This is a genomic window from Pantoea sp. y20 (genome assembly GCF_054903455.1).
The window spans coordinates 2,345,110-2,372,064 of the sequence record NZ_CM142816.1 but is presented as its reverse complement, the minus strand read 5'-3'; the positions used below and the strand labels follow the sequence as shown (position 1 = coordinate 2,372,064).

The 26,955-nt window shown below is 53.9% G+C and carries 30 protein-coding genes; 18 read left to right on the top strand and 12 right to left on the bottom strand.

What is annotated here, in order from left to right; translation table 11 throughout:
• Window positions 1–133 precede the first annotated feature (133 nt).
• Window positions 134–2,197, top strand: coding sequence for a S9 family peptidase (locus ACYAC5_RS11135; protein WP_462061741.1), 2,064 nt, complete (start codon window positions 134–136; stop codon window positions 2,195–2,197).
• On the opposite strand, the gene exoX is transcribed toward ACYAC5_RS11135, so the two are convergent.
• Window positions 2,191–2,859: an exodeoxyribonuclease X gene (gene exoX / locus ACYAC5_RS11130; protein WP_101764169.1), complete on the bottom strand. Its 669-nt coding sequence runs from the start codon at window positions 2,857–2,859 to the stop codon at window positions 2,191–2,193. The genes ACYAC5_RS11135 and exoX overlap by 7 nt on opposite strands.
• A 3-nt stretch (window positions 2,860–2,862) precedes the next feature.
• Complete coding sequence (locus ACYAC5_RS11125) at window positions 2,863–3,093, bottom strand: DNA polymerase III subunit theta (RefSeq protein WP_217546444.1); 231 nt, start codon at window positions 3,091–3,093, stop codon at window positions 2,863–2,865.
• A 153-nt stretch (window positions 3,094–3,246) separates the two neighbouring features.
• Between ACYAC5_RS11125 and copC the strand changes: the two genes are divergently transcribed.
• The 7 genes from copC to ACYAC5_RS11090 all read left to right on the top strand — a co-directional run bounded on the left by copC (window position 3,247) and on the right by ACYAC5_RS11090 (window position 6,776).
• Window positions 3,247–3,624, top strand: a complete 378-nt coding sequence (copC, locus tag ACYAC5_RS11120) for a copper homeostasis periplasmic binding protein CopC (protein WP_210080778.1) — start codon at window positions 3,247–3,249, stop codon at window positions 3,622–3,624.
• Between the two features lie 3 nt (window positions 3,625–3,627).
• Window positions 3,628–4,509 carry a copper homeostasis membrane protein CopD gene (gene copD / locus ACYAC5_RS11115; RefSeq protein ID WP_192411692.1) on the top strand — a complete coding sequence of 294 codons (882 nt, stop codon included), beginning with the start codon at window positions 3,628–3,630 and terminating at the stop codon, window positions 4,507–4,509.
• Window positions 4,510–4,542: 33 nt separating this feature from the next.
• On the top strand, window positions 4,543–4,890 hold the full coding sequence (locus tag ACYAC5_RS11110; RefSeq protein WP_061718597.1) for a YebY family protein: 348 nt from the start codon (window positions 4,543–4,545) through the stop codon (window positions 4,888–4,890).
• 719 nt (window positions 4,891–5,609) lie between these two features.
• A complete protein-coding gene (gene cspE, locus ACYAC5_RS11105; protein WP_007889586.1) occupies window positions 5,610–5,822 on the top strand; it encodes a transcription antiterminator/RNA stability regulator CspE in 213 nt (70 codons plus the stop codon).
• A gap of 2 nt (window positions 5,823–5,824) precedes the next feature.
• A complete protein-coding gene (gene ymcF / locus ACYAC5_RS11100) occupies window positions 5,825–5,968 on the top strand; it encodes a cold shock small protein YmcF (protein ID WP_101764610.1) in 144 nt (47 codons plus the stop codon).
• A gap of 202 nt (window positions 5,969–6,170) precedes the next feature.
• The gene (locus ACYAC5_RS11095; protein ID WP_280171764.1) at window positions 6,171–6,491 is read left to right on the top strand and encodes a hypothetical protein; all 321 of its coding nucleotides are present in this window, start codon (window positions 6,171–6,173) and stop codon (window positions 6,489–6,491) included.
• A 117-nt stretch (window positions 6,492–6,608) separates the two neighbouring features.
• On the top strand, window positions 6,609–6,776 hold the full coding sequence (locus tag ACYAC5_RS11090) for a hypothetical protein (RefSeq protein WP_210080775.1): 168 nt from the start codon (window positions 6,609–6,611) through the stop codon (window positions 6,774–6,776).
• 78 nt (window positions 6,777–6,854) lie between these two features.
• Here ACYAC5_RS11090 and ACYAC5_RS11085 read toward each other — a convergent pair whose 3' ends face one another.
• Entirely contained in the window at window positions 6,855–7,586 is a 732-nt protein-coding gene (locus ACYAC5_RS11085; protein WP_101764176.1) for a class I SAM-dependent methyltransferase, read from the bottom strand.
• A gap of 255 nt (window positions 7,587–7,841) precedes the next feature.
• Here ACYAC5_RS11085 and ACYAC5_RS11080 point away from each other — a divergent pair, with 255 nt between their 5' ends.
• Window positions 7,842–8,489: a metallophosphoesterase gene (locus tag ACYAC5_RS11080; protein WP_462061736.1), complete on the top strand. Its 648-nt coding sequence runs from the start codon at window positions 7,842–7,844 to the stop codon at window positions 8,487–8,489.
• 3 nt (window positions 8,490–8,492) lie between these two features.
• Here the strand turns inward: ACYAC5_RS11080 and rsmF are convergent, their stop codons facing one another.
• From rsmF to yebS, 3 genes are all read right to left on the bottom strand, one after another.
• Window positions 8,493–9,917, bottom strand: coding sequence for a 16S rRNA (cytosine(1407)-C(5))-methyltransferase RsmF (gene rsmF / locus ACYAC5_RS11075; protein ID WP_192411695.1), 1,425 nt, complete (start codon window positions 9,915–9,917; stop codon window positions 8,493–8,495).
• Between the two features lie 78 nt (window positions 9,918–9,995).
• Entirely contained in the window at window positions 9,996–12,629 is a 2,634-nt protein-coding gene (locus ACYAC5_RS11070) for a PqiB family protein (RefSeq protein WP_462061734.1), read from the bottom strand.
• Complete coding sequence (gene yebS / locus ACYAC5_RS11065) at window positions 12,598–13,842, bottom strand: membrane integrity lipid transport subunit YebS (RefSeq protein ID WP_137385925.1); 1,245 nt, start codon at window positions 13,840–13,842, stop codon at window positions 12,598–12,600. Before yebS ends, ACYAC5_RS11070 begins: the two co-directional genes overlap by 32 nt.
• 217 nt (window positions 13,843–14,059) lie before the next feature.
• Here yebS and ACYAC5_RS11060 point away from each other — a divergent pair, with 217 nt between their 5' ends.
• From ACYAC5_RS11060 to htpX, 4 genes are all read left to right on the top strand, one after another.
• Window positions 14,060–14,560 (top strand): GAF domain-containing protein, encoded by a 501-nt coding sequence (locus tag ACYAC5_RS11060; protein ID WP_101764180.1) that lies wholly within the window; start codon window positions 14,060–14,062, stop codon window positions 14,558–14,560.
• 96 nt (window positions 14,561–14,656) lie between these two features.
• Window positions 14,657–15,337 (top strand): RNA chaperone ProQ, encoded by a 681-nt coding sequence (gene proQ, locus ACYAC5_RS11055; RefSeq protein WP_312463965.1) that lies wholly within the window; start codon window positions 14,657–14,659, stop codon window positions 15,335–15,337.
• Window positions 15,338–15,356: 19 nt separating this feature from the next.
• Window positions 15,357–17,396, top strand: coding sequence for a carboxy terminal-processing peptidase (gene prc, locus ACYAC5_RS11050; RefSeq protein ID WP_101764182.1), 2,040 nt, complete (start codon window positions 15,357–15,359; stop codon window positions 17,394–17,396).
• A gap of 220 nt (window positions 17,397–17,616) precedes the next feature.
• Complete coding sequence (htpX, locus tag ACYAC5_RS11045; RefSeq protein WP_101764183.1) at window positions 17,617–18,498, top strand: protease HtpX; 882 nt, start codon at window positions 17,617–17,619, stop codon at window positions 18,496–18,498.
• 47 nt (window positions 18,499–18,545) lie between these two features.
• Here htpX and ACYAC5_RS11040 read toward each other — a convergent pair whose 3' ends face one another.
• Window positions 18,546–19,928: an MFS transporter gene (locus tag ACYAC5_RS11040; RefSeq protein ID WP_462061732.1), complete on the bottom strand. Its 1,383-nt coding sequence runs from the start codon at window positions 19,926–19,928 to the stop codon at window positions 18,546–18,548.
• A gap of 192 nt (window positions 19,929–20,120) precedes the next feature.
• Between ACYAC5_RS11040 and kdgR the strand changes: the two genes are divergently transcribed.
• Window positions 20,121–20,912, top strand: coding sequence for a DNA-binding transcriptional regulator KdgR (gene kdgR, locus ACYAC5_RS11035; RefSeq protein WP_101764185.1), 792 nt, complete (start codon window positions 20,121–20,123; stop codon window positions 20,910–20,912).
• A gap of 36 nt (window positions 20,913–20,948) precedes the next feature.
• Here the strand turns inward: kdgR and ACYAC5_RS11030 are convergent, their stop codons facing one another.
• Complete coding sequence (locus tag ACYAC5_RS11030; protein ID WP_008110416.1) at window positions 20,949–21,185, bottom strand: YobH family protein; 237 nt, start codon at window positions 21,183–21,185, stop codon at window positions 20,949–20,951.
• A 216-nt stretch (window positions 21,186–21,401) separates the two neighbouring features.
• Here ACYAC5_RS11030 and ACYAC5_RS11025 point away from each other — a divergent pair, with 216 nt between their 5' ends.
• The 4 genes from ACYAC5_RS11025 to rlmA all read left to right on the top strand — a co-directional run bounded on the left by ACYAC5_RS11025 (window position 21,402) and on the right by rlmA (window position 23,676).
• Window positions 21,402–21,677: a YebO family protein gene (locus ACYAC5_RS11025; RefSeq protein ID WP_008110415.1), complete on the top strand. Its 276-nt coding sequence runs from the start codon at window positions 21,402–21,404 to the stop codon at window positions 21,675–21,677.
• 683 nt (window positions 21,678–22,360) lie between these two features.
• Entirely contained in the window at window positions 22,361–22,435 is a 75-nt protein-coding gene (locus ACYAC5_RS11020; RefSeq protein ID WP_110866451.1) for a DUF2627 domain-containing protein, read from the top strand.
• A gap of 83 nt (window positions 22,436–22,518) precedes the next feature.
• Entirely contained in the window at window positions 22,519–22,728 is a 210-nt protein-coding gene (gene cspE, locus ACYAC5_RS11015) for a transcription antiterminator/RNA stability regulator CspE (protein WP_008110414.1), read from the top strand.
• Between the two features lie 141 nt (window positions 22,729–22,869).
• On the top strand, window positions 22,870–23,676 hold the full coding sequence (gene rlmA / locus ACYAC5_RS11010) for a 23S rRNA (guanine(745)-N(1))-methyltransferase (RefSeq protein WP_192234070.1): 807 nt from the start codon (window positions 22,870–22,872) through the stop codon (window positions 23,674–23,676).
• Here the strand turns inward: rlmA and ACYAC5_RS11005 are convergent.
• The 4 genes from ACYAC5_RS11005 to manX all read right to left on the bottom strand — a co-directional run bounded on the left by ACYAC5_RS11005 (window position 23,673) and on the right by manX (window position 26,914).
• Window positions 23,673–24,131 (bottom strand): DUF986 family protein, encoded by a 459-nt coding sequence (locus tag ACYAC5_RS11005; RefSeq protein ID WP_110866290.1) that lies wholly within the window; start codon window positions 24,129–24,131, stop codon window positions 23,673–23,675. The genes rlmA and ACYAC5_RS11005 overlap by 4 nt on opposite strands.
• 92 nt (window positions 24,132–24,223) lie before the next feature.
• Window positions 24,224–25,069, bottom strand: coding sequence for a PTS mannose transporter subunit IID (locus ACYAC5_RS11000; RefSeq protein ID WP_008110411.1), 846 nt, complete (start codon window positions 25,067–25,069; stop codon window positions 24,224–24,226).
• A 14-nt stretch (window positions 25,070–25,083) separates the two neighbouring features.
• The gene (locus ACYAC5_RS10995; protein WP_064738889.1) at window positions 25,084–25,884 is read right to left on the bottom strand and encodes a PTS mannose/fructose/sorbose transporter subunit IIC; all 801 of its coding nucleotides are present in this window, start codon (window positions 25,882–25,884) and stop codon (window positions 25,084–25,086) included.
• A 58-nt stretch (window positions 25,885–25,942) separates the two neighbouring features.
• Window positions 25,943–26,914 carry a PTS mannose transporter subunit IIAB gene (manX, locus tag ACYAC5_RS10990; RefSeq protein WP_280171756.1) on the bottom strand — a complete coding sequence of 324 codons (972 nt, stop codon included), beginning with the start codon at window positions 26,912–26,914 and terminating at the stop codon, window positions 25,943–25,945.
• Between the last annotated feature and the right edge of the window lie 41 nt (window positions 26,915–26,955).

Genomic DNA, 26,955 nt, shown 5'->3' with positions numbered 1-26,955 from the left:
GCGAAGGTTGCATCCGCAGCCTTCGCTTTTCATCTTTTGCTTACCCTGCGTAAAGTGATGCTGCGTGTAGCTTGGCATCGTGCGTGATTAGTGCCACGCTTGCTGAATGTTGTCCTTCAGGGAGAAGAGCCTAATGAATCAGCCACACGCGAAAAAAATTCCCCATGTCATGAAGCTGCACGGTGAAACGCGCATCGATAATTATCACTGGTTACGTGATGACGACCGCGAGAATCCAGATGTGCTGGCCCATCTGCACGCCGAAAATGATTACGGCCGTGCGATGATGGCGTCGCAGAATCCGCTGCAGGAACGGGTGCTGAAAGAGATCGTTGACCGTATTCCACCGCAGGATCACTCGGTGCCCTATGTGAAAAACGGTTATCGCTATCAAAGCCGCTATGAAGTGGGCAACGAGTATCCGGCTTATTTCCGGCAGCCCGTTGACGCGCCAGCTGATGAGCCCTGGCAGCTGTTGCTCGATGGAAACCAGCGGGCTGCGCACAGTGATTTTTACACCATGGGCGCGCTGGCGATCACACCGGACAATCAGGTGATGGCCTTAGCGGAAGACTTCCTGTCGCGCCGCCAATACGGCATTCGCTTCCGTAATTTGCAGAGCGGCAGCTGGTATCCGGAAGTGCTGACCAATGCGTCATCCAGCGTTGCCTGGGCCAACGATTCCCGCACGCTCTATTACGTGCGTAAGCATCCGAAAACGCTGCTGGCGTATCAGGTGTGGCGCCATGAGCTGGGCCATCCGCAATCTGACGATCAGCTGGTGTATGAAGAGAAGGATGACTCTTTCCACCTCAGCGTGCATAAAACCACCTCCGAGCACTTCATTCTGATTGCGTTGTACAGCACCAACACCAGCGAGATTCTGCTGATCGACGCCGAATATCCGGATGCGCAGCCGCAAGCCTTTTGTCCACGTCGCCGCGACCACGAATACAGCATCGATCACTACAATCATCAGTTCTATATCCGCTCAAATCGCGATGGCAAAAATTTCGGGCTCTATCGCAGCGCGTGGCTGGCGGAAGCACGCTGGCAATCGCTGATCCCGGCGCGTGACAACGTGGTGCTGGAAGATTTTCAGCTGTTTCGTCATTGGCTGGTAGTCGAAGAGCGTCAGCACGGCGTAAACACCTTGCGGCAGATAAACTGGGAGAGCGGCGAAAGCTTTGGTATCGCCTTCGACGATCCCGCCTATGTCACCTGGCTTGCCTACAATCCTTCGCCAGAAAGCGACACCTTGCGCTACGGCTACTCTTCCATGACCACGCCTACCACCTTGTTTGAACTGAACATGGAAACCGGCGATCGTCGCGTGCTGAAGCGCACGCCGGTGCCGGGCTTCAAATCGGAGGATTACAAAAGTGAGCATCTGTGGATCACGGTGCGTGATGGCACAGAGGTTCCTGTTTCGCTGGTCTATCACCGCGAGCATTTCAAGCGCGGCAGCAATCCGTTGCTGGTGTACGGTTATGGCGCTTACGGCAGCAGCATGGATGCCAGCTTTGGCACCAGCCGCATCAGCTTGCTGGAGCGCGGCTTCGTCTACGCCATCATTCACGTGCGCGGCGGCGGCGAGCTCGGCCAGCAATGGTATGACGGTGGCCGCCTGAAGAATAAAATCAACAGCTTCACGGACTTTATTGATGTCACCGAAGCGCTGGTGGCGAAGGGTTATGGTCATCGCCAGCAGCTCTACGCGATGGGCGGCAGCGCCGGAGGATTACTGATGGGCGGCGTGGTGAACATGGCGCCGGAGCTGTTCCACGGCGTGGTGGCGCAGGTGCCATTTGTCGATGTGGTAACGACGATGCTCGATCCGACAATTCCGCTGACCACCGGCGAATACGATGAGTGGGGCAATCCCGAACAGGCGGAGTTCTATCACACCATTCGCCAATACAGTCCGTATGACAACATCGAGGCCAAAGCCTATCCGCATTTGCTGGTTACCACCGGTTTGCACGATTCGCAGGTGCAGTATTGGGAACCGGCTAAGTGGGTGGCGAAACTGCGTGAGCTGAAAACCAACGATTCACTGCTGTTGCTCTGCACCGAGATGGATTCTGGCCACGGCGGTAAATCGGGCCGCTTCAAAGCGTATGAAGGGGTGGCGCAGGAGTTCACTTTCCTGATTGGCCTGGCGCAGGGCAGCTTGCCAGACCGCGTCGATTACTGATCGCTCTTCACATACTTGCGCAGCGCCTGCCGTAACGGTGGGCGCAAATCACGCACATTTTCCAGCACCCAACGCAGATAGCCGGGATCTTTACGCGCGATACTGCCAATACTCTGACCGCGATATTTGCCGAACGGGAACACATCGCCGCTCACGGGCGCGGGCTGGCACAAATTCGCCATCTGCTCGGCGTTCCAGCCGGAGGTTTCCATAATGCGGATCAGTAGCGCAGCGGTGACGTAGCAGTCATACAATGCGCGGTGCGCATGCAGTTCGGCCGGTGGCGTGACATCCAGCTTCAGGCTGTGGCGCAGCGCCTGATTGCCATATTTGATGCCTGGCCACAGCTGACGCGCCAGCGTCATGGTGCAGATCCATTCGCCCGGCATAGTGGGCAACATGCGGCGATCAAAACTGGCGTTGTGTGCCACGTAATGCGGACTGCCGTGATAGCGGCCAATCGCTTCTTCGATAGTGGGTTTTCCCATCACCATCGCTTCAGTAATGCGATGTACCGCCATCGCCTGACGACTGATTGGGCGATCCGGGCAGATTAAGTCGCTCATCGGATTGACGATCTGACCATCAATGACATCCACCGACGCCACTTCCACCACGCCACCCTGCAGGCCGCAGGTTTCGGTATCAATTACACGTAACATAAATTACTTCTGCTTCGGTTCGTAGGGCAGGCGCGCCAGGCTAAGCGAAGCCTGGCGATAGTTCATTAAGCGCTGACGAAACCAGTCACGCAGCGCTTCGGGCTGCTCGCGTTCCACCATTTCGGCAATCACCGGCATATTGTAGCGCTCTTTGAATGCAACGCCCGCGGCGGCCAGATCGACATTGACTTTGTCTTTCTCTTCCTGCGAGAGCAGGGCAAGGTTTTGGCTCATGCTTTTCTCCTGATAAACAGGGGCAAAAGTAATGGTTTCGGACCCTGGGATCAAGCGGATTGGATCGCACCGCAAGTCTCGACACCTGCGGATCGGCGGCGTATCCTGCTGCCACGTTTGCGGTGGTTTGCCGCATTTAATAGGGAAGAAGTCATGAAGAAAACTGCGTTCAACGCTGTCGTCGCGCTACTTCTGGCGTCATCAACGCTGGCCTTCAGCCAGGTTGCTATGGCACACGCTCACCTGAAAACCCCGGTACCAGCCGACAAAGCGGTGGTGGAAACCTCCCCGCAGAATTTAACGTTGACCTTTACCGAGGATGTTGAAGCGGCATTCAGTGGCGTGGATGTGCTCGATGCACAACATCAACCCATTACGGTCGGGAAAGCCAGACTCAACGATAAACAACACGATCAGCTGATTGTACCGATCAGCCAGCCGCTGCCGTCGGGCAACTATCAGGTAAACTGGCATGTGCTGTCCGTTGACGGACATAAAACTAAAGGCAGCTACACCTTCAGCGTGAAGTGATTGATGAGTTTGAGTACGCTGTGGATTGGCCTGCGAGCGCTGCATTTTTTGTCGGTGCTGCTGCTCGCCGGTAGCGCCTTTTATACCGCGCTACTGGCGCCGCGCCGCTATCGTCCGCTGCTATCACAGCGTTTAGCTTTACTTCTCCGTACCAGCGCGCTGCTGAGTTTGTTTAGCGCCCTGTTGATGCTGGCAACGCAAACCGGCTTGATGAGCGGCGACTGGCGCAATGTCAGTGACAGCGCAACCTGGCAGGCGGTGCTCAGCACGCGCTTCGGCCAGGTTTGGTGTTGGGAAATCGCTTTTGCACTGCTGAGCACGTTAGCGCTGCTGCTGCGTGGCACACTGCGGCAAAATCTGCTGCTATGCAGCGGCCTGTTACAGTTGGTGGCGTTAGCCGGTGTTGGGCATGCCGCGATGCGCGATGGCTGGCCCGGATTGCTGCAACAAGGCAATCACGCGCTGCATTTAATTGCGGCTGCATTTTGGGCGGGCGGATTACTGCCGTTGTTATTACTGATGCGTGAAGCGCGGCAGATCGCTTTTCGCACCGATGCGATTCGCTGCATGATGCGCTTCTCGCGTTACGGTCACCTGGCGGTGGCGCTCGCGCTGCTGACGGGCATCATCAATAGCGTGCTGATTGCCGGTTCGCCGTTGCATTGGCAAGCCACGCTGTGGAGCGAACTGCTGGTGGTGAAAGTGCTGCTGGTCATGCTGATGATCGCTATTGCGCTGACCAATCGCTATCTGCTGGTGCCGCGCTTTCGCCTGGCGGCCAGTAACGCAGCGCATCTGTTTATTCGCCTGACGCAGCTTGAGCTGCTGCTGGCCATTATTGTAATTGGGTTGGTGAGCGTGTTTGCTACGCTGTCACCGGCCTGAATGTGACATTCAAGAAGATGAAATGAGGTCGATATTTTGCTGAAGAAACTGATTCCAGCTTGCGTATTGATGGCGCTGTGCAGCCAGGCGATGGCGGCACAGATTATTACCGTCAGCCGTTTTGAGATTGGAAAAGACAAATGGCCCTTCACCCGCGAAGAGGTGATGTTGACCTGCGAGAAAGACGGCGCGCTGTTCGCGATTAACCCGGGCACTTTGTTGCAGTATCCGCTCAACGATAAAGCCTTTGCGCGCAAAACGGCCGGGCAGGGCACACTGCAATCGATCGACACCATTGTCGCCGTTGATAAAGCCCATCCAGGCCAGAAAATGAGTCTGCAACCGATCATCGACCGCGCGCAGCAACTGTGCGGTAAGTAATCCCTATATTCTCAGGCGTAGCGCACAATTCTGCCGCTACGCTTGCTTCCTCGTTCTGTCACCACGATCACAGAGTTGTCACCTTTCGCAACCAAACCGCATGATTGGCTGGAAAACCAGCAATCCTGGTCTACCTTTAAATGGCAAGGCGTCCTCGCCTGCAAAAATGCCAACTTTTAGCGCACGGCTCCCAAAGAGCCATTTCCCTGGACCGAATATAGGAATCGTATTCGGTCTTTTTTTATCTGCATAATAATGAATTGTCTGCACGCGTTAGGCTTACCTTTATGCTGGCATCTACACTTAATTCTCTTAGCAACTCAGGAGGATTTATGTCTGATAGACCGATTGAAGCGGATGAGCTTGAAGAAGATACTAAGGTGAAGCCGGATGAGCATGAAAAAGACGATGAGAGTCTGGCACCGGAGTCGGGCGACAAGCAGCCTGATTGATGATTAAACCCACTTCGGTGGGTTTTTTTATTTTCTGCTTTTCTTTTTTATATGAAATAAAAAAGTTTTACCTTGCTACCTGGTAAGATAAATGCGTTAATGCGTCGTCGGTCTGAATAGCAGACAGTTAGAAGGTTAGTTCCCATTGTATTTCTCATCCCGGTTAGTGCCGCTTCAAGCCCTTTCTCTTTGAGTCTTATCCTAAGTTCTGATTCGTATCTGCAACTCGGCCCTTACGCCAATAGGCTCATTTAAAAGGTAAAAATTATGTCTAATAAAATTCTTGGAACGGTAAAATGGTTCAACTCAGAAAAAGGCTTCGGCTTTATTTCTCCTGAAAATGGCAGCAAGGACGTTTTCGTCCACTTCTCAGCCATTCAGGGCACTGATTATCGCTCACTTGATGAAGGTCAGCGTGTTGAGTTTTCAGTTGAAGATGGTCCAAAAGGTCCGTCTGCAACAAATGTATTAGGTCTGTAATTATTCGCATTTATAATCGTTTAAGATGTCCGCATTGCCAGAGTTCACAATATCGTACCTCCGCGTTCGATATTACGAAAATGAACCCACATGGCGCTAAATGTATTTTCTGCAAATCATCAATGATTGTGTTGAAAACTGCTTGATAGCGGATGTTCTGCCCTGATAATTATCAGGGCTTATCAGGCAATTGCCTGATATCAGAATCATTAGCACTGCTCAGGCAGTGCTTTTTTATTTTAAATATTCCCGCATATCTTCACTTATTCCCACGTTGAAAATCTTACCCACATGCTACTTTTTCTCTTATTCCGAAATAAATTACCGTCATAGAGAGAATATTGCGAGATGCACAAGCCCGTTATCCTGATCGCCTTGCTGCTGAGTGGTTGCGCATTGAAACAGTATCCGCAGTCCGCCAAAGTGAGCGATGCCGAAGCGCAAACCTATGACTGTGCAGCACTGAATCAGGAGATCGCTAAAAGCCAAAGCGTTAAGCAGCAGATTGATGAAACCGGCGAGTTTGATGCGCTAACGGTATTGGGATTCGTCGGGGATTTTGGTATCGGTAACGGCGTTGCAAAGGCCAGCGCTAACAATAAAGCTGCGGCGCGTTTGCAACAGCTGGAAAATCTCAAAATAGTGCGTTGTGCGCATAACGTGACTTGATCGTTAACGGGTGGCAAATAACCTGCAAAAAAGATGCGGTCATATAGCAGCAGTCAGCCTGTGCGAAAAATGGTATAACGTTGGCGCATCTGATTAATGGCCGGATAAGGATCCTTCATGGCAAATACACAATATCTACTTTGGGTAATGATTGGCACACTCACGCTGCTTTGTATCTTTATTGGTGTGGTGGTTGGCCGCGCCAAAACTCCGCGCATTGGAACGCTGACATTCGCCGGTTTATTAGCCTTCTTCTTGATAGCGATCTTTTTAATCACACGCTAGTACGCAATGCGCGCTCAATGCCGTAAATAGCGCTGCAGAGATTTGTATAAGGCTGCAGTGCGCAGCCTCAATTCAACGTCACAGCGGTTTACGCGCGGCCAGCAAGAACATCATCGGGCGATCGCGTTCTTCCGCCAGCGCGGGATTGAGTGCAACCATCTCTTCGCTCGGGCCCCATTCATCAAGATGCACGATCTCAAATCCTGCGCCAATTAACGCATTGATCCAGGTTGCCAGCTTGCGATGTTGCTTCTTCACGCCATCGGCAAACCAGTTGCTGATGCGTTCCCCTTCCTGCTGGTAATGATTAACTGGCCAGCTGCGCTGCTGCTGTTCATCCACAATCCACTGCTGTTGAGTAGGTGCAGTGTAAATCGGATGCTCACAGGAAAACACCAGCGCGCCGCCCGGCGTTAGCGCCTCAAACACGGTTGCGAAGAGTGCGTCAATATTGCTGAGGTAGTGCAGCGCCAGCGAGCTGTAGGCGAGATCATAGGATTCGTTCAGTTGCAGCGATTCTAAATCGGCGCGCTGATAGCGAATCCCGGTTCCCTGCGTCATGGTCGCGGCTTGCGCTAACATCTTCTCGGAAACGTCCAGACCTAGCACCTCGCGCGCGCCTTGCTGCTGCGCGTAGCGGCAAAACCAGCCGTAACCGCAGCCGAGATCGAGAATGCGTTTATCATGCAGGTCGGGTAGTAGCGCACGCAGTGCAGGCCATTCTGGCGCGCCGTCTAATCCCTTAACGGAACGTGGCAAGGTGGCGTAACCGGCAAAAAAAGTGGGGTTGTCGTAAATATTCTGGCTCATACAGGCTCCTTTATATGATGCGCAAAGGAGTTTAGGCGTTTAGCGCGGAATGTAAAGTCGCGTAATTATCCCACAAATAACAGATGTACCAGACGAGCGAGTGATTCCAGCAGCAGCAAGCTACCGATGAAAATAACGATTAATACACCAATGAATTGCTTCCGTCCGCTCATGCTGTTCCCTCCGCTGGCTAACCTTGCCGGACTATACTTTAAGCCGGGCTCACTAAACTTCCAGTCAACCGGGGAAGATTACATGCTTTACCAAAAGGTGAACGCGCAAATGTGGCGAAATATTTGGGTGGTTGGCGATCTTCACGGTTGCCGCGCCCAACTCGATGCGCAACTGCTCAAGCAGGATTTCGATAAGCAGCAGGATCTACTGCTGTCGGTGGGCGATTTAATCGATCGTGGCCCGGACAGCCCCGGCTGTTTAGCGCTGATGCAGGAGCCCTGGTTTCGCTGCGTGCGCGGCAATCATGAGCAGATGGCGCTCGCTGCGCTGGATGGGCGCGACCAAACCTTGTGGATGATGAACGGCGGCGAGTGGTTCTGGCAGCTCAAAGGCGCAGCGTTGATTGCTGCGCGCCATGCGTTGAAGCGCTGTGCTGAGTTACCGTTGATCCTGCATCTGGATTTCGGCGATCGCGTGGTGGTGATTGCCCACGCCGATTATCCCGCCAGTCATTATGCGTTAGGGCAAGAGGTTGACTGGCAGCAAGTGGTGTGGAGTCGCGATCGACTGGGACGCCATCAACGCGGCAGTTCAGCCCACATCGATGGCGCCAGTGATTTCTACTTCGGCCACACGCCGTTAGAACAACCGCTCAATGTGGCGAATCAGCATTACATCGATACCGGCGCGGTCTTCGGCAATCGCCTCACCCTGGTGCAGTTGCAGTAACGCTTAGCGGAACAGACGTCCGTCGCGCACCAGTTCACGCGGATAACTGTTTTTAATCCGATTACCCACTTTCTTCGCCAATCCCAGCGGCTGCTGCTGGTAAGTGACGATCACCTCATCCCGGCTGGGCAACGTGTCCGGATGAATATCCTGACCGCGATACCAGGTTTCCGCTTCTGCATCGGTGAGTTCGAAATCCAGCGCGCTGCCTGGCTGCGTCAACGCCACGACCGCTTCATGCTGCCAGCGATAGCCTTTCGGGAAGGTCTCGGCCAACTTGAGGCCGATGCGTGAGAAGCGCACTTTACCCAGCCAACCCTCCAGCGCCGCGGGGAACAGCCACAGCTCTTTATCGCGCTGCCACAGCGTGTGATTTTCATCCCACCGCAAGCCGACTTTGGCCGCGGCCTGTTGCACTTCGACGCTCAGCTTGCGGCTGGCCGGAGAGAAGGGCAGTTTGCCGACTTTGTAGGTTGGCGTTGGCAGCGCGGGAATGCTGGCGGTTTTACGCAGACGCGCGACGAAAAAACCTTCACTATCGAAAATCTGCGGGAATACGTGCAGGAAACCTTCGGCGGTTAACGCCTGATCGGCTCCGTCGAATAAACCGTTCAGCGGCACGATTTCAACCGCGTCGGGATAACGCTGCTGCAACCAATGAATCACCTGCTGATTCTCGATTTGATTCAGTGTGCAGGTAGAGTAAATCAGCGTGCCGCCTGGCTGTAAGGCATGGAAAGCGCTGTCGAGCAGATCGCGTTGGGTTTCCGCAATCGCTTCAGTGCTGGCCAGCGTCCAGTTACGCAACGCATCAGCATCTTTGCGCACCACGCCTTCGCCAGAGCAGGGCGCATCGAGCAGAATGGCATCGAAACGCTCCGGCAGCGCGGCGCCAAATACACGGCCATCAAAATGGGTCAGCGCAACATTGCTGACGCCACAGCGGCTGATGTTAGCGTGCAGCACTTTAACGCGGCTGGCCGAGTATTCGTTCGCCAGAATGGCGCCTTCATTGCGCATCAGCGCGGCCATCTGGGTGGTTTTAGAACCGGGCGCAGCAGCCACATCCATCACCTGACGCGCACCGGGTGCGGCGTCAAACAGCGCGGTAACCGGCAGCATCGAGCTGGCTTCCTGAATGTAGAACAGTCCGCTCAGATGCTCCGCCACGCTACCCAGCGGCAGCGATTCGTCGTCACGCTCGATCCAAAACCCTTCGGCGCACCACGGAATGGGCGATAAGCGCCAGCCATAGTCGGCGGTGCGGGCGAGGAAATCATCCACGCTAATTTTTAAGGTGTTGACGCGTAAGCTGCGACGCAGCGGTTGCTGGCTAATGGCGAGAAAGCGCTGCAGTTCGGCGTCGTCAGCAAGGCTGGCGCGCATCAGCGCGAGGAAATCTTCGGGAAAGCGATCGGACACGGGCATCTACCGGGAAACGAAATGAGCGCGAAGTGTAACACGCGAAAAAGAATCGGGCAGCCAGGCTGCCCGATTTGCTTAAGGTTAATGAGGGTCCGGAATCGCCGTGCCCCAGTCGCGCCACGCTTTCGGCGCTTCATCCTGTAGCAGGAAGTGTTTGTTGGCGCCGGCCTGCGGTGCTAATGGCACCGTCGGCGGCGTGGCAAACTGTACGCCGCCGCGAATGAACTGCTGGAAGGTGCCGGTTTTCAACACGCCGCCGATCAGACCAAAATCGAAGTTATAGCCGGAAGCCAGCCAGAACACCGAGTTGTTGCGCACCAGATGTTGGTACTTTTTGCTGATACGCAGCGCAATCTGCACGCGATCCGCCATATTGCCCAGCGACGTTCCGGTGACGGTGCCCACTTCAACGCCCCGGAACAGCACTGGCGTGCCCACCGACAGCGATCCCGCGTCGGCGGCATCGACATATATTGTCAAGCCGTTCAGGTAGCGTGAATCGGTGATGGTGCTTTCCTGCAGTTCAAAGGTGCGCGCCGGCGAACCTTTGCCCGGATCGACGTTGAGATAAGGCTGCAGCAGCGTTTCGATATGGTTAACGCCCGCCGCAGAAATCTCCGGCGACACCACCGAGAAGCGGCTGCCGATGCGCGCGAAGTCCTGCACGTATTCCGGATAAAGCACCGCTTTGGCAACAACCTGATTGTTATCAGAACTCAGCGCCAGTGATTCAACCTGACCAATATTGATGCCGAGATAGCGAATCGGCATGCCCGCCGCCAGTTTGCTGGCATCGAAGGTGTGCAGCGTAATCTGGCTGCCAACTGCACGCGCCGCGGTTTCTGACGAGTAAAGCACGCGTTTCACGCCTTTCGCCGCCTGCGCGCCGGTGAGATTATCGAAACTGATCGCGCCTTTAAGCGCGCGGTTGAGCGGGGACGCTTGCACGGTCAAACCGCTGCCGTTGAGCTGCACTTTCGCGCCACCTTCGGCCCAGAACACGCTCTCGCTGGTCAGCAGCTTGCGATACTGCGGCTGAATATGAATCGAGATTTCAAACGCATCCGCGCGCGGCACTACATCCACCACTTCACCGACCTGGAATTTGCGGTACAGCAGCACTGAACCGGCCTGTACATCCGGCAAGCTTTTGGCGGTAAGTTTCAGCGTGGTTGGCGGCTGTTCACCCACGATGCCTTCTGCGGCACGTTCCGCATCCGCATATAAAGGATAACGACTGGAAGGATTACCTTTCGCGCCAGGAATCAGGCGAATGCCGCCATCTACCCACTCGCGCGCGCTGGCGCCCAGCACTTTCATCCCGTCGAGTCCAAACTTCACATCAAGGCGGCTATTCACCACAAACTTGCTGTCAGCGTGCACCAGATTACGGTGCTCCGGATTGATGGCCGCCACAAAGCTGATGCCATTTTCATCCAGCGTGCGTGAAATCACCTGACCGATTTTCATGCCATACAACATCACCGGCTGGCCGGCATCGATACCGTAGGTTTCCGGCGCGCTGAGTTTTACCGTCAGCACGTCAGGTTTCTGCAGCAATGTTTCGCTGGCTGGCAACACGGTAAAGTGATCCTGCGGTTCGCCTTCGCCTGGCACCAGTTCAAAAGTATTACCGGTTAACAGGCTGCTGAGATTGGTGTCGGTCAGGCTGATCTTCGGCGTGCGCATTTCAATGCGCGTCCCGCTGCGCATCAAACCGGTTACTGAAGGATCGACCGTCAGCTCGCCGGTGACTTTGCCGCCATCCAGCAGGTTGAGTTTGGTTAAGGTGCCGACTTCCAGTCCCTGATACATCAGCGGTGTGCTATCGGCTTTCAGGTTATCGCCGCTCGGCAGGTTCAGTTTCACTTGCACGCCGCGCTGACTGCGCGCCAAATCCGGATAGAGCTGGTAGTTGGCATCCACCTGAGCTTGCTCGCCGTCATTGGGTGAATCGAAGGCAATCGCGCCATTCACTAACGCGGCCAGGCTTTCCAGCTTCACTTTGGCACCGCTCAGGCTGACATCCGCATCAACGCCGGAAACATTCCAGAAGCGGCTCTGCTTTTTCACCAGATTGATAAAGCGGCGCTCAATCAGCACATCAATGGTAACGCCGTCGGTGCTGTTGTTGAGGCTGTAATCGTAAACGCGACCCACCGGAATTTTGCGGTAATAAACCAGCGAACCGGTGTTGAGCGAGCCGAGGTCGGGCGCGCGCAGGTGGATAAGCAGTTCGCCGGTATTAACGCGATACTTCGGTTGGGTATCGAGTGCGGTGAAGTGATCGCTCTCTTTACCTTTACCCGGCATCATGCCGATGTAGTTACCGCCGACCAGCGCATCAAGCCCGGAGACGCCCGCCAATGACGCTTTCGGCGTCACCAGCCAGAACTGAGTGTCTTCACGCAGTGCATCGCGCATGTCGCTTTTGATGCTGGCTTTAATCTGGATGCTGCGATAGTCATCACTCAGCACAATGCCTTGCACCGTACCCACTTCCACGCCCTGATAACGAATCGGCGTACGGCCTGGCACAATCCCGTCGGCAGTCTGGAAGTTAATGGTGATCGTCGTACCGCGCTCCTGATAGTTGGTCCATAGCAGCCAGCCAGCAATCAGCAGGGCGATGATGGGCAATAACCAGAATGGCGAAATCTTGCGCTTGTTGCGCAGATTGGCGCTAGTCGGTGTAGTCGGCGTTTCCTGTTGCATGTGCATCCCAGATCAGGCGGCTATCAAGCCACTCTACAGCCATAATGGTCAGGACAACGGCGGCACCAAAATAGAAGGCGGCCGGTCCCATGGTGAAAGCCAGCAGCTGATCACGATTGACCAGCGACATGGTTACAGCAATGACGAACAGATCCAGCATCGACCAGCGGCCCACCCAGGTGACGGCGCGCAGCAGGCGAATGCGGGTTTTTAAGCCCTGTTCGCATTTAAAGTGAATGCTGAGTAACAGAGTCAACATCACTAACACTTTGGTAAAGGGCACCAGAATGCTGGCGATAAACACCACCGCGGCCACCGGTATATTGCCCGATGCCAATCCCAGAATGCCGGAGAAGATGGTGTCTTCACGGCGTGCGCCATTAACATAGACCACCGAAATCGGCAGCAAATTGGCGGGGATCAGCAGCACAATCGAGGCGATGAGCGCTGCCCAGGATTTCTGCAAACTGTGGCGTCGGCGGTAGTCAAGCGGCGTGTGGCAACGCGTGCAGCGCCCACGCTCATCGGCTACACCGGTTTGATGGCAATTCAGGCACACTTGCCACTCTTCAGGCGGGGAAGTGGGCATCGCTTGGGGATAATAGTGTTCCCACAGTTGCTCGACGTTCAGGTGGATCAGCGTCAGCAGGCTCAGCACCGTCAGCGCAATATAGGCCACTAAACCGTAGCCCACTTCCAGTGAGGCGTAATCCTGCACTTTGATCGATGCCACCGCCACGCCGACCAGATAGATATCCAGCATCACCCACTCTTTGAGCTTGTCCATCATCAGCAGGACCGGGCGCAGGTTCATTCCGAGCGCGTTGCCCACCCACAGATAGAGAATGCCGATGACCAGCGTAACCGGTGCGCCAATGGTGCAAAACGCCACCATTGAAGCGGTGAGGATGTTGCCTTGCTGCGTCATTTGGATTACGCCCTCCAGCAGGCTGGCGTTAATACGCATGCCCAGCAGGCGAATATCAACCAACGGCAAGCTAAAGGCGAACGGCATCAACACGATCATGACCACCGCCATGGCGGTGAGTCGCGTCATCGACCAGTCACGACCGCTCTGAATTTGTGCATGGCAGCGCGGGCAATAGGCTGTCTGATGCGATTTCACATCCGGTAAGGAAAAAAGGGTATCGCATTGCGGACAACGCTGATAACGTGCGTGGGGCAACGTCTGGCTGATAGCGTGAATTTTCATAGGTGACGCAAGTGCCCATCGTTCGTTACGGTTACCGGCATGCTGAGTAGCGCAAAGTTGCCTGCAATATTCGGTGGTACCAGAATACGCTTATCCACCGACTGCTAAGGGTATAGTAACTAACAGAATGATTCACCTTCTGCGCCTGGATTATTAGTGCTTATTTTAACAACTGAGTGACAACAAGGTCACCCCAGTGACGAGTTATGGTTGAACAATGAACAAAAAAGCTTTTTACGAGGATTTGAATCGCGATGTCCGCGCCCTGTTGGCGGGTGAAACCTCGTTCCTGGCCGCGCTCGGCAATTGCAGTGCACTGCTTTTCGAACGCCTTGAAGGCGTGAACTGGGCTGGATTCTATTTACTGACGGAACCGAACACGCTGGTGCTGGGCCCGTTCCAGGGCAAAATCGCCTGCGTACGTATTCCGGTTGGCAAAGGCGTGTGTGGAACCGCGGTAGCCGAGGACAAAGTGCAATTGGTGGAAGACGTGCACGCGTTCCCTGGCCATATCGCGTGTGACGCCGCCAGTAATGCTGAAATCGTGATTCCTCTGAAAGTAAATGGCACCCTCGTGGGTGTTTTAGACATTGATAGTACGGTTTATTCTCGCTTCGATAGCGAGGACGAAGCGGGGCTGATGGCCCTTACCGACGGGCTTTGTGAAGTGCTGGCGGGCAGCGACATCGTAAAATTTATTCAGCTGACGCACAGCTAATCGACTGGATCACATAGCATTTGGCGATGTTGTCATTATAATGTCGCCTGTTCATGCCTGCTCTGGTCGGCAAATCCGTTGTAATCAGGAAATTTCATGGAAAATCAACCTAAGTTGAATAGCAGTAAAGAAGTCATCGCCTTTTTGGCGGAACGTTTTCCGCAATGCTTTAGCGCCGAAGGCGAGGCGCGTCCGCTCAAAATCGGCATTTTTCAAGATCTGGTCGAGCGTGTTCAAGGCGAACTGAGCCTGAGCAAGACGCAACTGCGTTCTGCCTTACGTCTTTATACCTCTAGCTGGCGTTATCTTTATGGCATCAAAGCGGGTGCCATTCGTGTCGATCTCGATGGCAACGCCTGTGGCGTGCTGGATGAGCAACACGTAGAACATGCGCGCAAGCAACTGGAAGAAGCGAAAGCCCGCGTTCAGGCGCAGCGCGATCAGCAGAAAGCGAAGAAGCGTGAAGCCGGTGAAGAGACCGCTGAACGTCGTCCGCGCAAGCCTGCTCCGCGTAAAGCTGCCGAAGGTGATGCCGCGCGTAAGCCACGTCCTCAGGCGCCGCGTGCGGCCGCGACTGAGCATGCAGCCGCACCGCAGCCACCGCGGGCCAAACCTGTCACTGATACCTCAACGTTGCAGCCCGGCCAGAACATCAAAGTGACTGCAGGCAAAGGTGCAATGGACGCTACCATTCTTGAAATTACTAAAGATGGCGTTCGGGTTCAGCTCGCTTCCGGCATGGCTATGATTGTGCGCGCAGAACATTTGCAGTTCTGAAACGGAGGCTGACCCTGGCATGAACAACATTTTAAAGATCGGTATGATCGCGGGCCTGCTTTTAGCAGGCCCCACCTTTGGTGCAGATAATATTACCCGCGCCGACCAGATTCCCCAGCTACACGAAGAGCCACAGCATCCCACCGTCAGCGAACGCGTTACCTCGCGTTTCACCCGCTCTCACTATCGTCAGTTCGATTTGAATCAGGACTTCTCCGCGAAAATTTTTGATCGCTACCTGAATCTGCTCGACTACAGCCATAACGTATTGCTGGCATCGGATATCGCGCAGTTCGCCGATAAGAAAACTACCGTGGGTGATGAGTTCCGCAGCGGTAAGCTGGATGTGTTTTACGATCTCTACAATCTGGCGCAGAAACGCCGCTTTGAGCGCTATCAATATGCGCTGAGCGTGCTGAATCGCCCAATGAATTTCACCGGCAATGACACCATTGACATTGACCGGGCAAAATCGCCATGGCCAAAGAGCGTCGATGAGCTCAACGCGCTGTGGGATGCCAAAGTTAAATATGACGAACTGAGCCTGAAACTGGCCGGTAAAGATGAGAAAGAGATCCGCGAAACGCTGACCAAGCGTTACAACTTTGCCATCCGTCGTCTGGCGCAAAGCAACAGTGAAGATGTGTTCCAGCTGGCGATGACTGCGTTCGCGCATGAAATCGACCCGCACACTAACTATCTTTCGCCGCGCAACACCGAGCAATTCAACACCGAAATGAGCCTGTCGCTGGAAGGTATCGGCGCTGTGCTGCAGATGGATGACGATTACACGGTGATCAACTCGATGGTCGCAGGCGGTCCGGCGGCGAAGAGCAAAGCGATCAGCGTGGGCGACCGTATTGTCGGTGTCGCTCAGCCGGGCAAACCGATGGAAGATGTGATTGGCTGGCGTCTGGATGATGTGGTTTCAAAAATCAAAGGACCGAAAGGCAGCAAAGTACGCCTGGAAATCCTGCCTGCTGGCAAGGGCACCAAAACCCGTACCGTGACGCTGACGCGTGAAAAAATCCGTCTGGAAGATCGCGCTGTAAAAGGCACCGTGCATAACGTCGGCAAACAGAAAGTTGGCGTGCTCGACATTCCTGGCTTCTACGTTGGTCTGACTGACGATGTGAAGGTGCAGCTGCAGAAGCTGCAGAAGCAAAACGTCGACAGCGTGGTGATCGATCTGCGTACCAACGGCGGTGGCGCGTTGACCGAAGCCGTTTCACTTTCGGGCCTGTTTATTCCAAGCGGTCCGGTGGTGCAGGTGCGTGATAACAATGGCCGCGTGCGTGAAGACAGCGATAACGACGGCATCGTCTATTACAAAGGTCCGCTGGTGGTGCTGGTCGATCGCTTCAGTGCTTCGGCTTCTGAGATCTTCGCTGCGGCGATGCAGGATTACGGCCGTGCGCTGATTGTCGGTGAGCCGACCTTCGGTAAAGGCACTGTGCAACAGTATCGTTCGCTGAACCGTATCTACGATCAGATGCTGCGTCCAGAGTGGCCAGCGCTGGGTTCTGTACAGTACACCATTCAGAAGTTCTACCGCATTAACGGTGGCAGCACCCAGCGTAAAGGCGTAACGCCAGATCTGCTGATGCCAACCGGCGTTGAAGCGGCAGAAACCGGCGAGAAGTTCGAGGACAACGCGCTGCCTTGGGACAGTGTGAATGCGGCAAGCTACACCAAAACCGGCGATATCGCGCCGCTGGTACCTCAGCTGACCAAAGAGCACGCCGATCGCATCGCTAAAGATCGCGAGTTCCAGTACATCATGAAAGATATTGCGCGTTTCGATGCGATGAAAGACAAGCGTAATATCGTGTCGCTCAATCTTGCCCAGCGTGAGAAAGAGAACCGCGAAGATGATGCACTGCGTCTGGAGCGCATTAACGCGCGCTATCAGGCGGAAGGTAAAGCGCCGCTGAAGAGCATCGAAGATCTGCCGAAAGACTATAAAGAGCCGGATCCGTATCTGGATGAAACGGTGAAAATCGCTAACGATATGGCGCAGCTGGAGAAATCTCAGCCTGCTGCCGCAACCGCGAAGTAACCGTCTGGCTTGTGAAATAGCACCGCTTCGGCGGTGCTTTTTTTTACGCTAAAATCGTTGTTAAGCCTTACTAACGCAGCGAACTTCGCACTTCATTGCCTAATGTAAAGTTATGTCTTTTTAGGCACTTAAAGATTAAGGTTGCTTGAAATGCGCGGCGATGACCATAGGATAGATATCCGCGCATATGCGCGTGCACAACTGAGGAAGATTAACGTTTATGATGCGTATTGCTCTTTTCCTGCTCACCAACTTGGCGGTGATGTTGGTATTCGGACTGATTTTGAGTCTGACAGGAATCCAGTCAAGCAGTGTTATGGGTCTGATGATTATGGCAGGTCTGTTTGGCTTCGGCGGTGCGTTTGTTTCACTGCTGATGTCTAAATGGATGGCGTTACGATCCGTTGGCGGTGAAGTCATTGAACAACCGCGTAATGAGACGGAACGCTGGCTGATGGATACCGTCGGCCGCCAGGCACAACAGGCTGGCATTGCGATGCCGCAGGTGGCGATTTATCACGCGCCCGACATTAACGCCTTTGCGACAGGCGCACGCCGTGACGCGTCGCTAGTCGCTGTTTCCACCGGCCTGTTGCAAAACATGAGCCGTGATGAAGCTGAAGCGGTGCTGGCGCACGAAATCGCCCATATCGCCAATGGTGACATGATCACCATGACGCTGATTCAGGGTGTGGTGAACACCTTTGTGATCTTCATCTCGCGCATTTTGGCGCAGATCGCTTCCGGCTTCCTGTCGGGTAACCGCGACGGTGAAGAGAGCAGCAACGGAAATCCGATGGTGTATTTCGCGGTCTCGATGGTGCTGGAACTGCTGTTTGGCTTCCTCGCCAGCATCATCACCATGTGGTTCTCCCGTCACCGTGAATTCCACGCCGATGCGGGTTCAGCCAAACTGGTTGGTCGCGAGAAGATGATTGCCGCACTGCAACGTCTGAAAACCAGCTACGAGCCGCAGGAGCCAAGCAGCATGATGGCGTTTTGCATCAATGGTAAAAACAAATCGTTGAGCGAGCTGTTCATGTCGCACCCGCCGCTCGATAAACGTATCGAAGCGCTGCGTAGCGGTGAATACCTGAAGTAGTCGGTAATAGACAGAAAAAAGGGCGCCAGATGGCGCCCTTGCTGTTTCTAGGATTCGGCAGCCTGCCGTGACTGCGTCATGCGCGCCAGGCTCACTACGGCAGCGACGCTGGCAAAGCTACCCGCTAGCAGCAGTGAGGCGTGTGTACCGCTGTCGTTGAACAGATTAAACATTAGCGCCACTAGCGCCGCGCCGCTGCTTTGTCCCACCAGACGCGCGGTACCCAGCATTCCGCTGGCACCACCGCTGCGGTTACGCGGTGCTGCGGTGATGATGGTGTGATTGTTAGGCGACTGGAACAGGCCGAAACCGGCACCGCACAGCATCATGCGCCAGATGATATCCACGTCAGTTGGCTGCGTCGGTAAAAGCGCCAGCAGGAATAGCCCGGCAGCGAACATCGCTAATCCCAATCCGCCTAATAATCCGGCATGGAACTTCTCGATCAGGCGACCTGCAATGGGTGCCATCACCATAGTTGCCAGCGGCCACGGCGTGAGCAGCAAGCCGGTTGCCACTTCATCCCGGCCCAGCACATTTTGCAGGAAGAACGGCAACGCCACCATCGCCAGCATCTGCGCGCAGAACGAGCAAATTGAGGTGCCTATCGACAGCGAAAAGATCGGAATGCGCAGCAAGTCCACCGGCAGCAATGGCACCGGCATCGCTAGCTGGCGACGAACGAAAACAATGCCCACCAACACCAATGCCACCAATTCGGCCACAATCAGCCAGCCGTTTTGTCCCTGCGAGAAACCGCTCAGTGCAGATATGAGCAGGCCAAAGAACAGCGCATTCATCACCGCGCTTGGCACGTCGAATTTCTGTTGTTTGGCTTTCTGGGTGTTATCCGGCAGGAAACGCAACGCCAGCCACAGCGCAACGATGCCGAGTGGAATGTTGATCAGGAACAGCCATTTCCAGCTGGCAACAGACAGGATCGCCGCCGCTACGGTTGGACCGGCCGCGCTGGAGACCGCAACAATCAGCGAATTGATCGCCATACCGCGCCCGAGGAAGCGCTGCGGATAGATGATGCGGATCAGCGCCGTGTTAACGCTCATCAACGCGGCACCACCAAAGCCTTGCAGCACACGCGCCACGGTCAGCGTATTCAACGATGAGGAGAGGGCGCAAAACAGGGAGGTAGCGATAAACAGCGCGAGTCCAACCTGATAGACGCGGCGGTAGCCGAGCATATCGCCGAGAAACGACAGCGACAGCAGCGAAATAACGATGGCGATTTGGTAGGCGTTAACAATCCAGATCGATTCGGCTGGGCTGGCATTCAATTCACGCGCAATGGTTGGTAAGGCCACGTTGGCGATAGCTCCATCCAGCACCGCCATCATAATACCGAGCGCAATGGTGATGATCGCGCCATAGCGCTGTGGAAGGGGTAATCCATCCTGGGCAACAGTAGAAGGCATAAGTAAAGTAAGTAAAGAGAGTGAATATCATCATGCTAATCAATTCGCTGCCGAAAAGCACCGCATTCATTGACATAAAATTACGTGTGGATGTGTCACTTAGCGTCAGTCGTTGCCGCCATCAGGCTGAAACGCATATACTGGCGCTTCTGTTCCGTTTTTTTTGAAACACTGTCAAAAAGGATACGCGCCATGGCGAGCAGTGATAATGATAAACAGCCAGACTCGGTTTCATCAGTGATGAAAGTGTTTGGCATTCTGCAGGCGCTGGGCGAAGAGCGCGATCACGGCATCACCGAATTGTCCCAACGCGTGATGATGTCAAAAAGTACCGTTTATCGCTTTTTACAGACCATGAAATCGCTTGGCTATGTGGCGCAGGAAGGAGAAAGTGAGAAATACTCGCTGACGCTCAAGCTGTTCGAACTCGGCGCCAAAGCGTTGCAGAACGTCGATCTGATTCGTAGCGCCGATATTGAGATGCGTGAGCTGTCGCGTCTGACTAAAGAAACCATTCACCTCGGCGCGCTGGAAGAAGACAGCATCGTCTACATCCATAAAATCGATTCTCTTTATAACCTGCGTATGTATTCGCGCATCGGCCGCCGCAATCCATTGCACACCACCGCGATTGGTAAAGTGCTGCTGGCATGGCGCGATCGCGCTGAAGTGCAGGAGATCCTCAGCGAAGTGGAATTCCGCCGCAGTACCGCGAAAACCATTGTCACTGCAGAAGCGTTGCTAGCGGTGTTGGATCAGGTAAAAGTACAGGGATTTGGCGAAGATAATGAAGAGCAGGAAGAGGGCTTACGTTGCATCGCGGTGCCGGTATTTGACCGTTTTGGCGTGGTGATTGCGGGGCTAAGCATCTCGTTCCCCACCATTCGTTTTTCCGAAGAAGCCAAAAATGAATATGTGGCGATGCTGCATCGTGCGGCGCGCAATCTGTCTGAACAAATGGGCTACCACAACTATCCTTTCTGAAATGAAAAACGGGCTGTTGCCAGCCCGTTTCAACGCTTAATTGTCGACCACTTCGCCACTTTTCTTCAGCAGTGGACAATCCGTTACGCCGACGATACCGCTGTCTGTATGCAGATACTGTGCCGTAATCATACCGCGTGCGGTCAGATAGCTGCATTGCAGCCCCAGTCCCGCCGCATTCTTATTGCTGCCGGTGAGTACGCCATAGCCGGTCAGCAGCATCGCTAACCAAATTAATGCCACCAGCATAATCGTCCGAATAAGTAGTTTCATCTTATCTCCTTGTGATACACAACGCAGCGCATCCAACCTTGCTGCGAATCTACTGTAACAGCATGCCGCGCTTTAGCCATCGAATCGATCAGAGATAACTGAAAGAGAGGGCAGGCGGGATAATCTGCTTTCCGTCGCTACCCATTATCTTTTGCGTCGGCAGCGAGTAGAATCAGCGGCGGAGTAGATGTTTGATTTTTGACTATAGAGGCAGTTATGAACGAATTAGCCGCAAACACCAGCCCGCTGTTTAACTATGGCGTTCTGGCCATCATCATTCTTGTGGCCTTTATTGTCTGGTTCTTTGTCAACCGGGCTAGCGTGCGCGCCAGTGAGCAGATCCGTTTGCTGGAAGCCGTTATCGAAGAGCAAAAGAAACAGAATGCGCTCCTGCGCCGTCTGGTTGACGCACAGCCATCAACAGCAAAACCACCAGCGGATGAAGACGCGGATGAAAAACGCGATTTTATTCGGATGATCCCGGAACGTTAAGCCGTTAAAAGGGGTGAAATAATCGCCATTATGGCAACCGCTGCGCACTGAAATGGTGCGTGGCGGGATAATGACTTTTAGTAAATTCCCTTCTAAGCCAGGTATGAATAGCAACAATCCCTGCCCGAATGAATATCAACTAAGATTTATCCTAAGGAGTTTTTGTTAAATCAAGCTCTTCAATGTTCTTTTTAACATTTAATTGTTGGGTAGATAGTTAAAATTGAGATAAATGCCACCTAATGTTAATGCGTTTATATGGGGCGCATATTATTGGTTTCTCCTGATTTTGGTGCAAAGCAATTAATAACTTATACCTGAGAAAACTATTTGTACAAGATTTGAACGGCGCGCAGTTGTTGTGTGGCGAGCGAAGTTTTCAGTGGAATATCTTATTGATGCCATATTAGTGCAATATTTTTGTCGTACTGTTAACCCCTAAAATTGTACCAATATAGACATTACCGCTGCGCTTGACTAAGCGGCAATTTGACGCTAACTATACTGACTGATAACCCTTTTTTGCGCACCTTCCGCGCTGGGTGTCAATATGTTGATTGATGAAGTGCCGCGCCAATTAACTAATTATGTGCGTCACGTCGATCACCGTTTAAAAATGGCTTGCCATTAATTTACGGATATGTGATAACAAATCGTAGGTCAAACGAGGTACAGTTCTGTTTATGTATGGCATCTTCAGTAAAGAAGTTACGAGTAAAGACGTTGACGTTGAATACCGCTTCCTTGCCGAACCTTAAATTAGTGCCTCATTCAGTAATGTCTCTGGTTTATCTGTAAGTCTGCCTGCGGGCAATATAATCATTGAAAGGAAATTTGCGAAATGGCAAAGATTAAAGGTCAGGTTAAGTGGTTCAACGAGTCTAAAGGTTTTGGTTTTATTACTCCTGCTGATGGTAGCAAAGATGTATTCGTACACTTCTCTGCAATCCAGGGCAATGGTTTTAAAACTCTGGCCGAAGGCCAAAGCGTTGAGTTCGAAATCCAGGATGGCCAGAAAGGTCCTGCTGCGGTCAACGTTACCCCAATCTGATTTCGCCCTCAGGCTCGGTGCCATGCACCACTGAAACGAATCCTAAAGCCCCGTTCACTGAACGGGGCTTTTTCTTTTATCCTTTCTGTAGCCAGATGATCAGGGTAAACTGCGCCGCGAATTGCTAACCCGGAGTTGTCTATGTCTTTGATTTGCCCACTTTGTCATCAGCCTTTATTGCAGCAGGCGAATAGCTTCCGCTGTGATGCAGGTCATCAGTTTGATCAGGCGAAAGAAGGGTACGTCAATTTACTGCCGGTGCAGCACAAAGGTTCGCGCGAACCGGGCGATAGCGCCGAGATGCTGCAGGCACGACGCGCCTTCCTCGATGCCGGACACTATCAGCCGTTGCGCGCGGGTGTCGCCGGGATCCTCGCTCAGCATCTGGGTGAGCAAGGTGCGCAGCTGTTAGACCTCGGATGCGGAGAAGGTTATTACACTGCGGCGATGGCCGATGCGTTACCGCAGGCGCAACTCTTTGGTCTGGATGTGGCGAAAGCAGCGATTCGCATGGCCGCTAAACGCTATCGTGCGGTGAAATTCTGCGTGGCGTCCAGCCAGCGTTTGCCTTTTGCCGATGCTTCTCTGGATGGCGTGGTGCGCATCTATGCGCCCTGTAATGAAGATGAGCTGAGCCGCGCGATCAAAGCGGGGGGTTACCTGCTAACGGTGACGCCGGGACCGCATCACTTGCAGCAGTTCAAGGCACTGATTTATCGCGAAGTGCAGCTGCACGCGGCGGAAGAGAAAGTGTATGCTGGCTTCAGGCAGGTCGATCAACAAAATCTGCATTACAGCATGACGTTGAGCGGAAGTGAGGCGGTGAGCTTATTGCAGATGACGCCATTTGCCTGGCGTGCACGCGAAGAAGTGTGGCAGAACCTGGCGGCATCCAGCGAGTTTAACTGTGATGCCGACTTTATGCTGACGTTATGGCAGCGCGATTAACGCGCTTCCACCAGCGTATTGTAGATCCGTTCCAGGTCATCAAGCTGTTTGACAGCAATCAGCAGGCGGCGCTGCTCCAGCTGCATCACCAGAATGCCATCCTCTGACAGATTCATACTCTGAATGCGACCGTAGTCGATCCACACGCTGCCAAAAAACAGTCCATTTTCTTTCATCAACAGCTTCGGGCTGCGCACCCAGAATAGCCAAATCGCCATAAAGCACAGCACCATCAGCAAATTGGTGGTGAGTTGTGTGCCATGTTTATCAATGTTGTTCCACAGCAGAATCAGCAGCAGCACCACGAAAATGGCGCTATCGATTTTATGGCGACGGCGCAGTGCGACGCGCAGTTTTGTCGGGCCATTGCGGCGCGGCAGGATCGCTTCATCATAGATGGCGAACAGAATGAAGCCTGCAATCAGCAGGGCGATCAGGGCGTCAGTCAGTGACATTAGGTGTTCTTCCTCAAGCGAAATTATCTCAACGTGGGCGCTCAGATAATGCCGCTCAATATTAGCCGGGAGCAGGGCTCCCGGCGGGATGATTACAGACCGAGCAGGCCGATCCAGTAACCGAAGATACCGAGGGCGAAGAAGCCGACGATAATCCATAACGCATTCACCTTACGACGCAGCAGCCACATACAGCCAAAGGTTAGCAGCAGTGGGATCAGGCCTGGCATCAGCTGATCGAGGATAGATTGCACCGTAGTAACCGTGGTTTTACCGGTCTGGTCGGTGATGCGTGACACCACCAGCGGCACATTCACATGCGTCCACTTGTTAACCAGGGCCCCCATGACAAAGAGGCCGAGAATCGACGCGCCCTCCGTCAGTTTCTGCAGGAAACCGCCGCCCATATCGCTGACGATATCCACGCCTTTACGGTAGCCATATGCCACACCGTAATAACGCGTCAACAGACGCACGGCGTTAAACAGGATGAAGAACAGCAATGGACCCAGCAGGCTACCGCTCATCGCGATACCGGCACCCAGCGCAGCAAACACCGGACGCACGGTACCCCAGAAAATCGGGTCGCCCACACCAGCCAGCGGACCCATCAGACCCACTTTGATGCCGTTAATCGCCGCATCATCAATGGGCGCGCCGTTGGCACGCTGCTCTTCCATCGCCATGGTGACGCCCAGCACCGGCGCCGCTACGTAAGGATGGGTGTTGAAGAACTCGAGGTGACGTTTAATCGCCTGTTTACGTTCGTCGTTGTTTTCTGGATAGAGGCGACGAATCACCGGCACCATTGAGTAGCAAAAACCCAGCGCCTGCATACGTTCAAAGTTCCACGAACCCTGAAACAGGTTAGAGCGCAGGAACACACCGCGGACATCGCCGGGGGTGAGTTTCTTTGGAGTGTTAGTTGTATCAACCATGATTTCACCTGTTCCTAGTCGAGTTCGTTATCGAGGTCATTGTTTGCAGGACCGCTGGTTGCAGCACCTGCAACGCGGTTATATTTCGGTGCCAGCTGGATATACAGCACCGCCATCACCACGCCAATCACGCCAAGCGCAACCAGGTTGAAGTTGGTGAAGGCTGCAGTAACGAAGCCAAGGTAGAAGAACGGCATCAGGTAGCCCGCGCGCATCATGTTGATGACCATCGCGTAACCCACCACCACGATCATGCCGCCGGCGATGTTCAGGCCGTTGGTGACCACGTCTGGAATTGAGTTCAGCAGTTCCTGAACCACGTGAGTACCGACAGAAATCGCCACGATCAGTGCTGGGATGGCAATACGCATCGCCTGCAGCACCAGCGCGGATACGTGGATCCAGCTGATGGCCGTCAGGTTACCTTTCTCGGCTGCCTTATCGGCGGCGTGCTGGAAGGCTACGGTGATGGTACGCACGATGATGGTCAGAACCTGACCGGCCGCAGCCAGCGGAATCGCCAGTGCGATACCGGCGCCCACGCTTTGACCACCGGCAATAACCAGAATGGTTGAGATAATCGAAGCCAGCGCCGCATCCGGTGCAACGGCCGCACCGATGTTCATCCAGCCCAGTGCAATCATCTCCAGCGTACCGCCGATGATGATACCGGTTTTCATATCACCGAGGACCGCACCAATTAAGGTACAAGCCACCAGCGGACGGTGGAACTGGAACTCATCAAGAATCGATCCCATCCCGGCAATACAGGCCACAATAAATATCAAAATGATTTGTAGCGTGGTTATCTCCATTGCATTTCTCCTCTGCAAGGTCTCTAAAATTCGCCCACGTATGCAGGCAAAGGGCGAACTACGGATTGACCTTGGCGATCAGGTCCATCATTTTCAGTCGCTGATCGCTGGACACTTTACGTACTTCCAGTTCAATACCGCGCTCATTAAGTTTGCGGAACGCCGTGATATCTTTTTCATCCACCGATACCGCGTTGTTCACCTGCGTTTTGCCCTGACGGAACGCCATGCCGCCAATGTTGACCGACTTAATGTCCACGCCTTGCTCGACAATCCTCACCACATCGGTGGGATTGGTGAACAGCAGCATCACCTTGTCATTGCCATATTTCGGGTTGTTCCACACGCGAACCATCTTATCGATATCCACCACGTGCGCGGTAACGCCTGGCGGGGCCACCTGCGTCAGCAGCGTTTTGCGCACATGGTCGTTCGCCACTTCATCAGATACCACGATGATGCGGGTAACGTTGGTCTCTTTGGTCCAGCGCGTGGCCACTTGCCCGTGAATCAAACGATCATCAATACGCGCCAGGCCGATTTTCATGTGATCGCCTGCAGCCATTGGTTTTTGCGGCTGAGCAGGCGCTTTCGCTGCAACCGTAGCAGGCGCAGCTGCGGCTTGCGCTGGCGTTTCAGTTTTGAGGGCTTTAACGCCTTCACGACCGGCCTCTACCGCGATGTGAATCAGTTCTTCCAGCGATGGGTTGTCATCACGTCCCATCAAGGTTTCAACCAGCATCGGAATGTTGACGCCAGCGATGACATCATAGTCATCCTTATCCACTACAATGCGGCTGGCCGCATTAAATGGACTGCCACCCCAGGTATCGACCAGGAACAACACGCCCTTTGACGTATCGAGATCGGCCAGCCGTGCCTGATACTTTTCGATTAGCGTTTCTGCATTTTCGCCGGGAACGAAATCAATCCATCCGACATTTTCCTGCTCACCCAACAGCATCTCTGCTGTTTTAAGCAACTGTTCTGCCGCCCAGCCATGTGTACCAATTACAATAGCAATGGTCACTTGCTACCTCCGTTCGCGTGAGAGATTCTCTGGCATTGCCG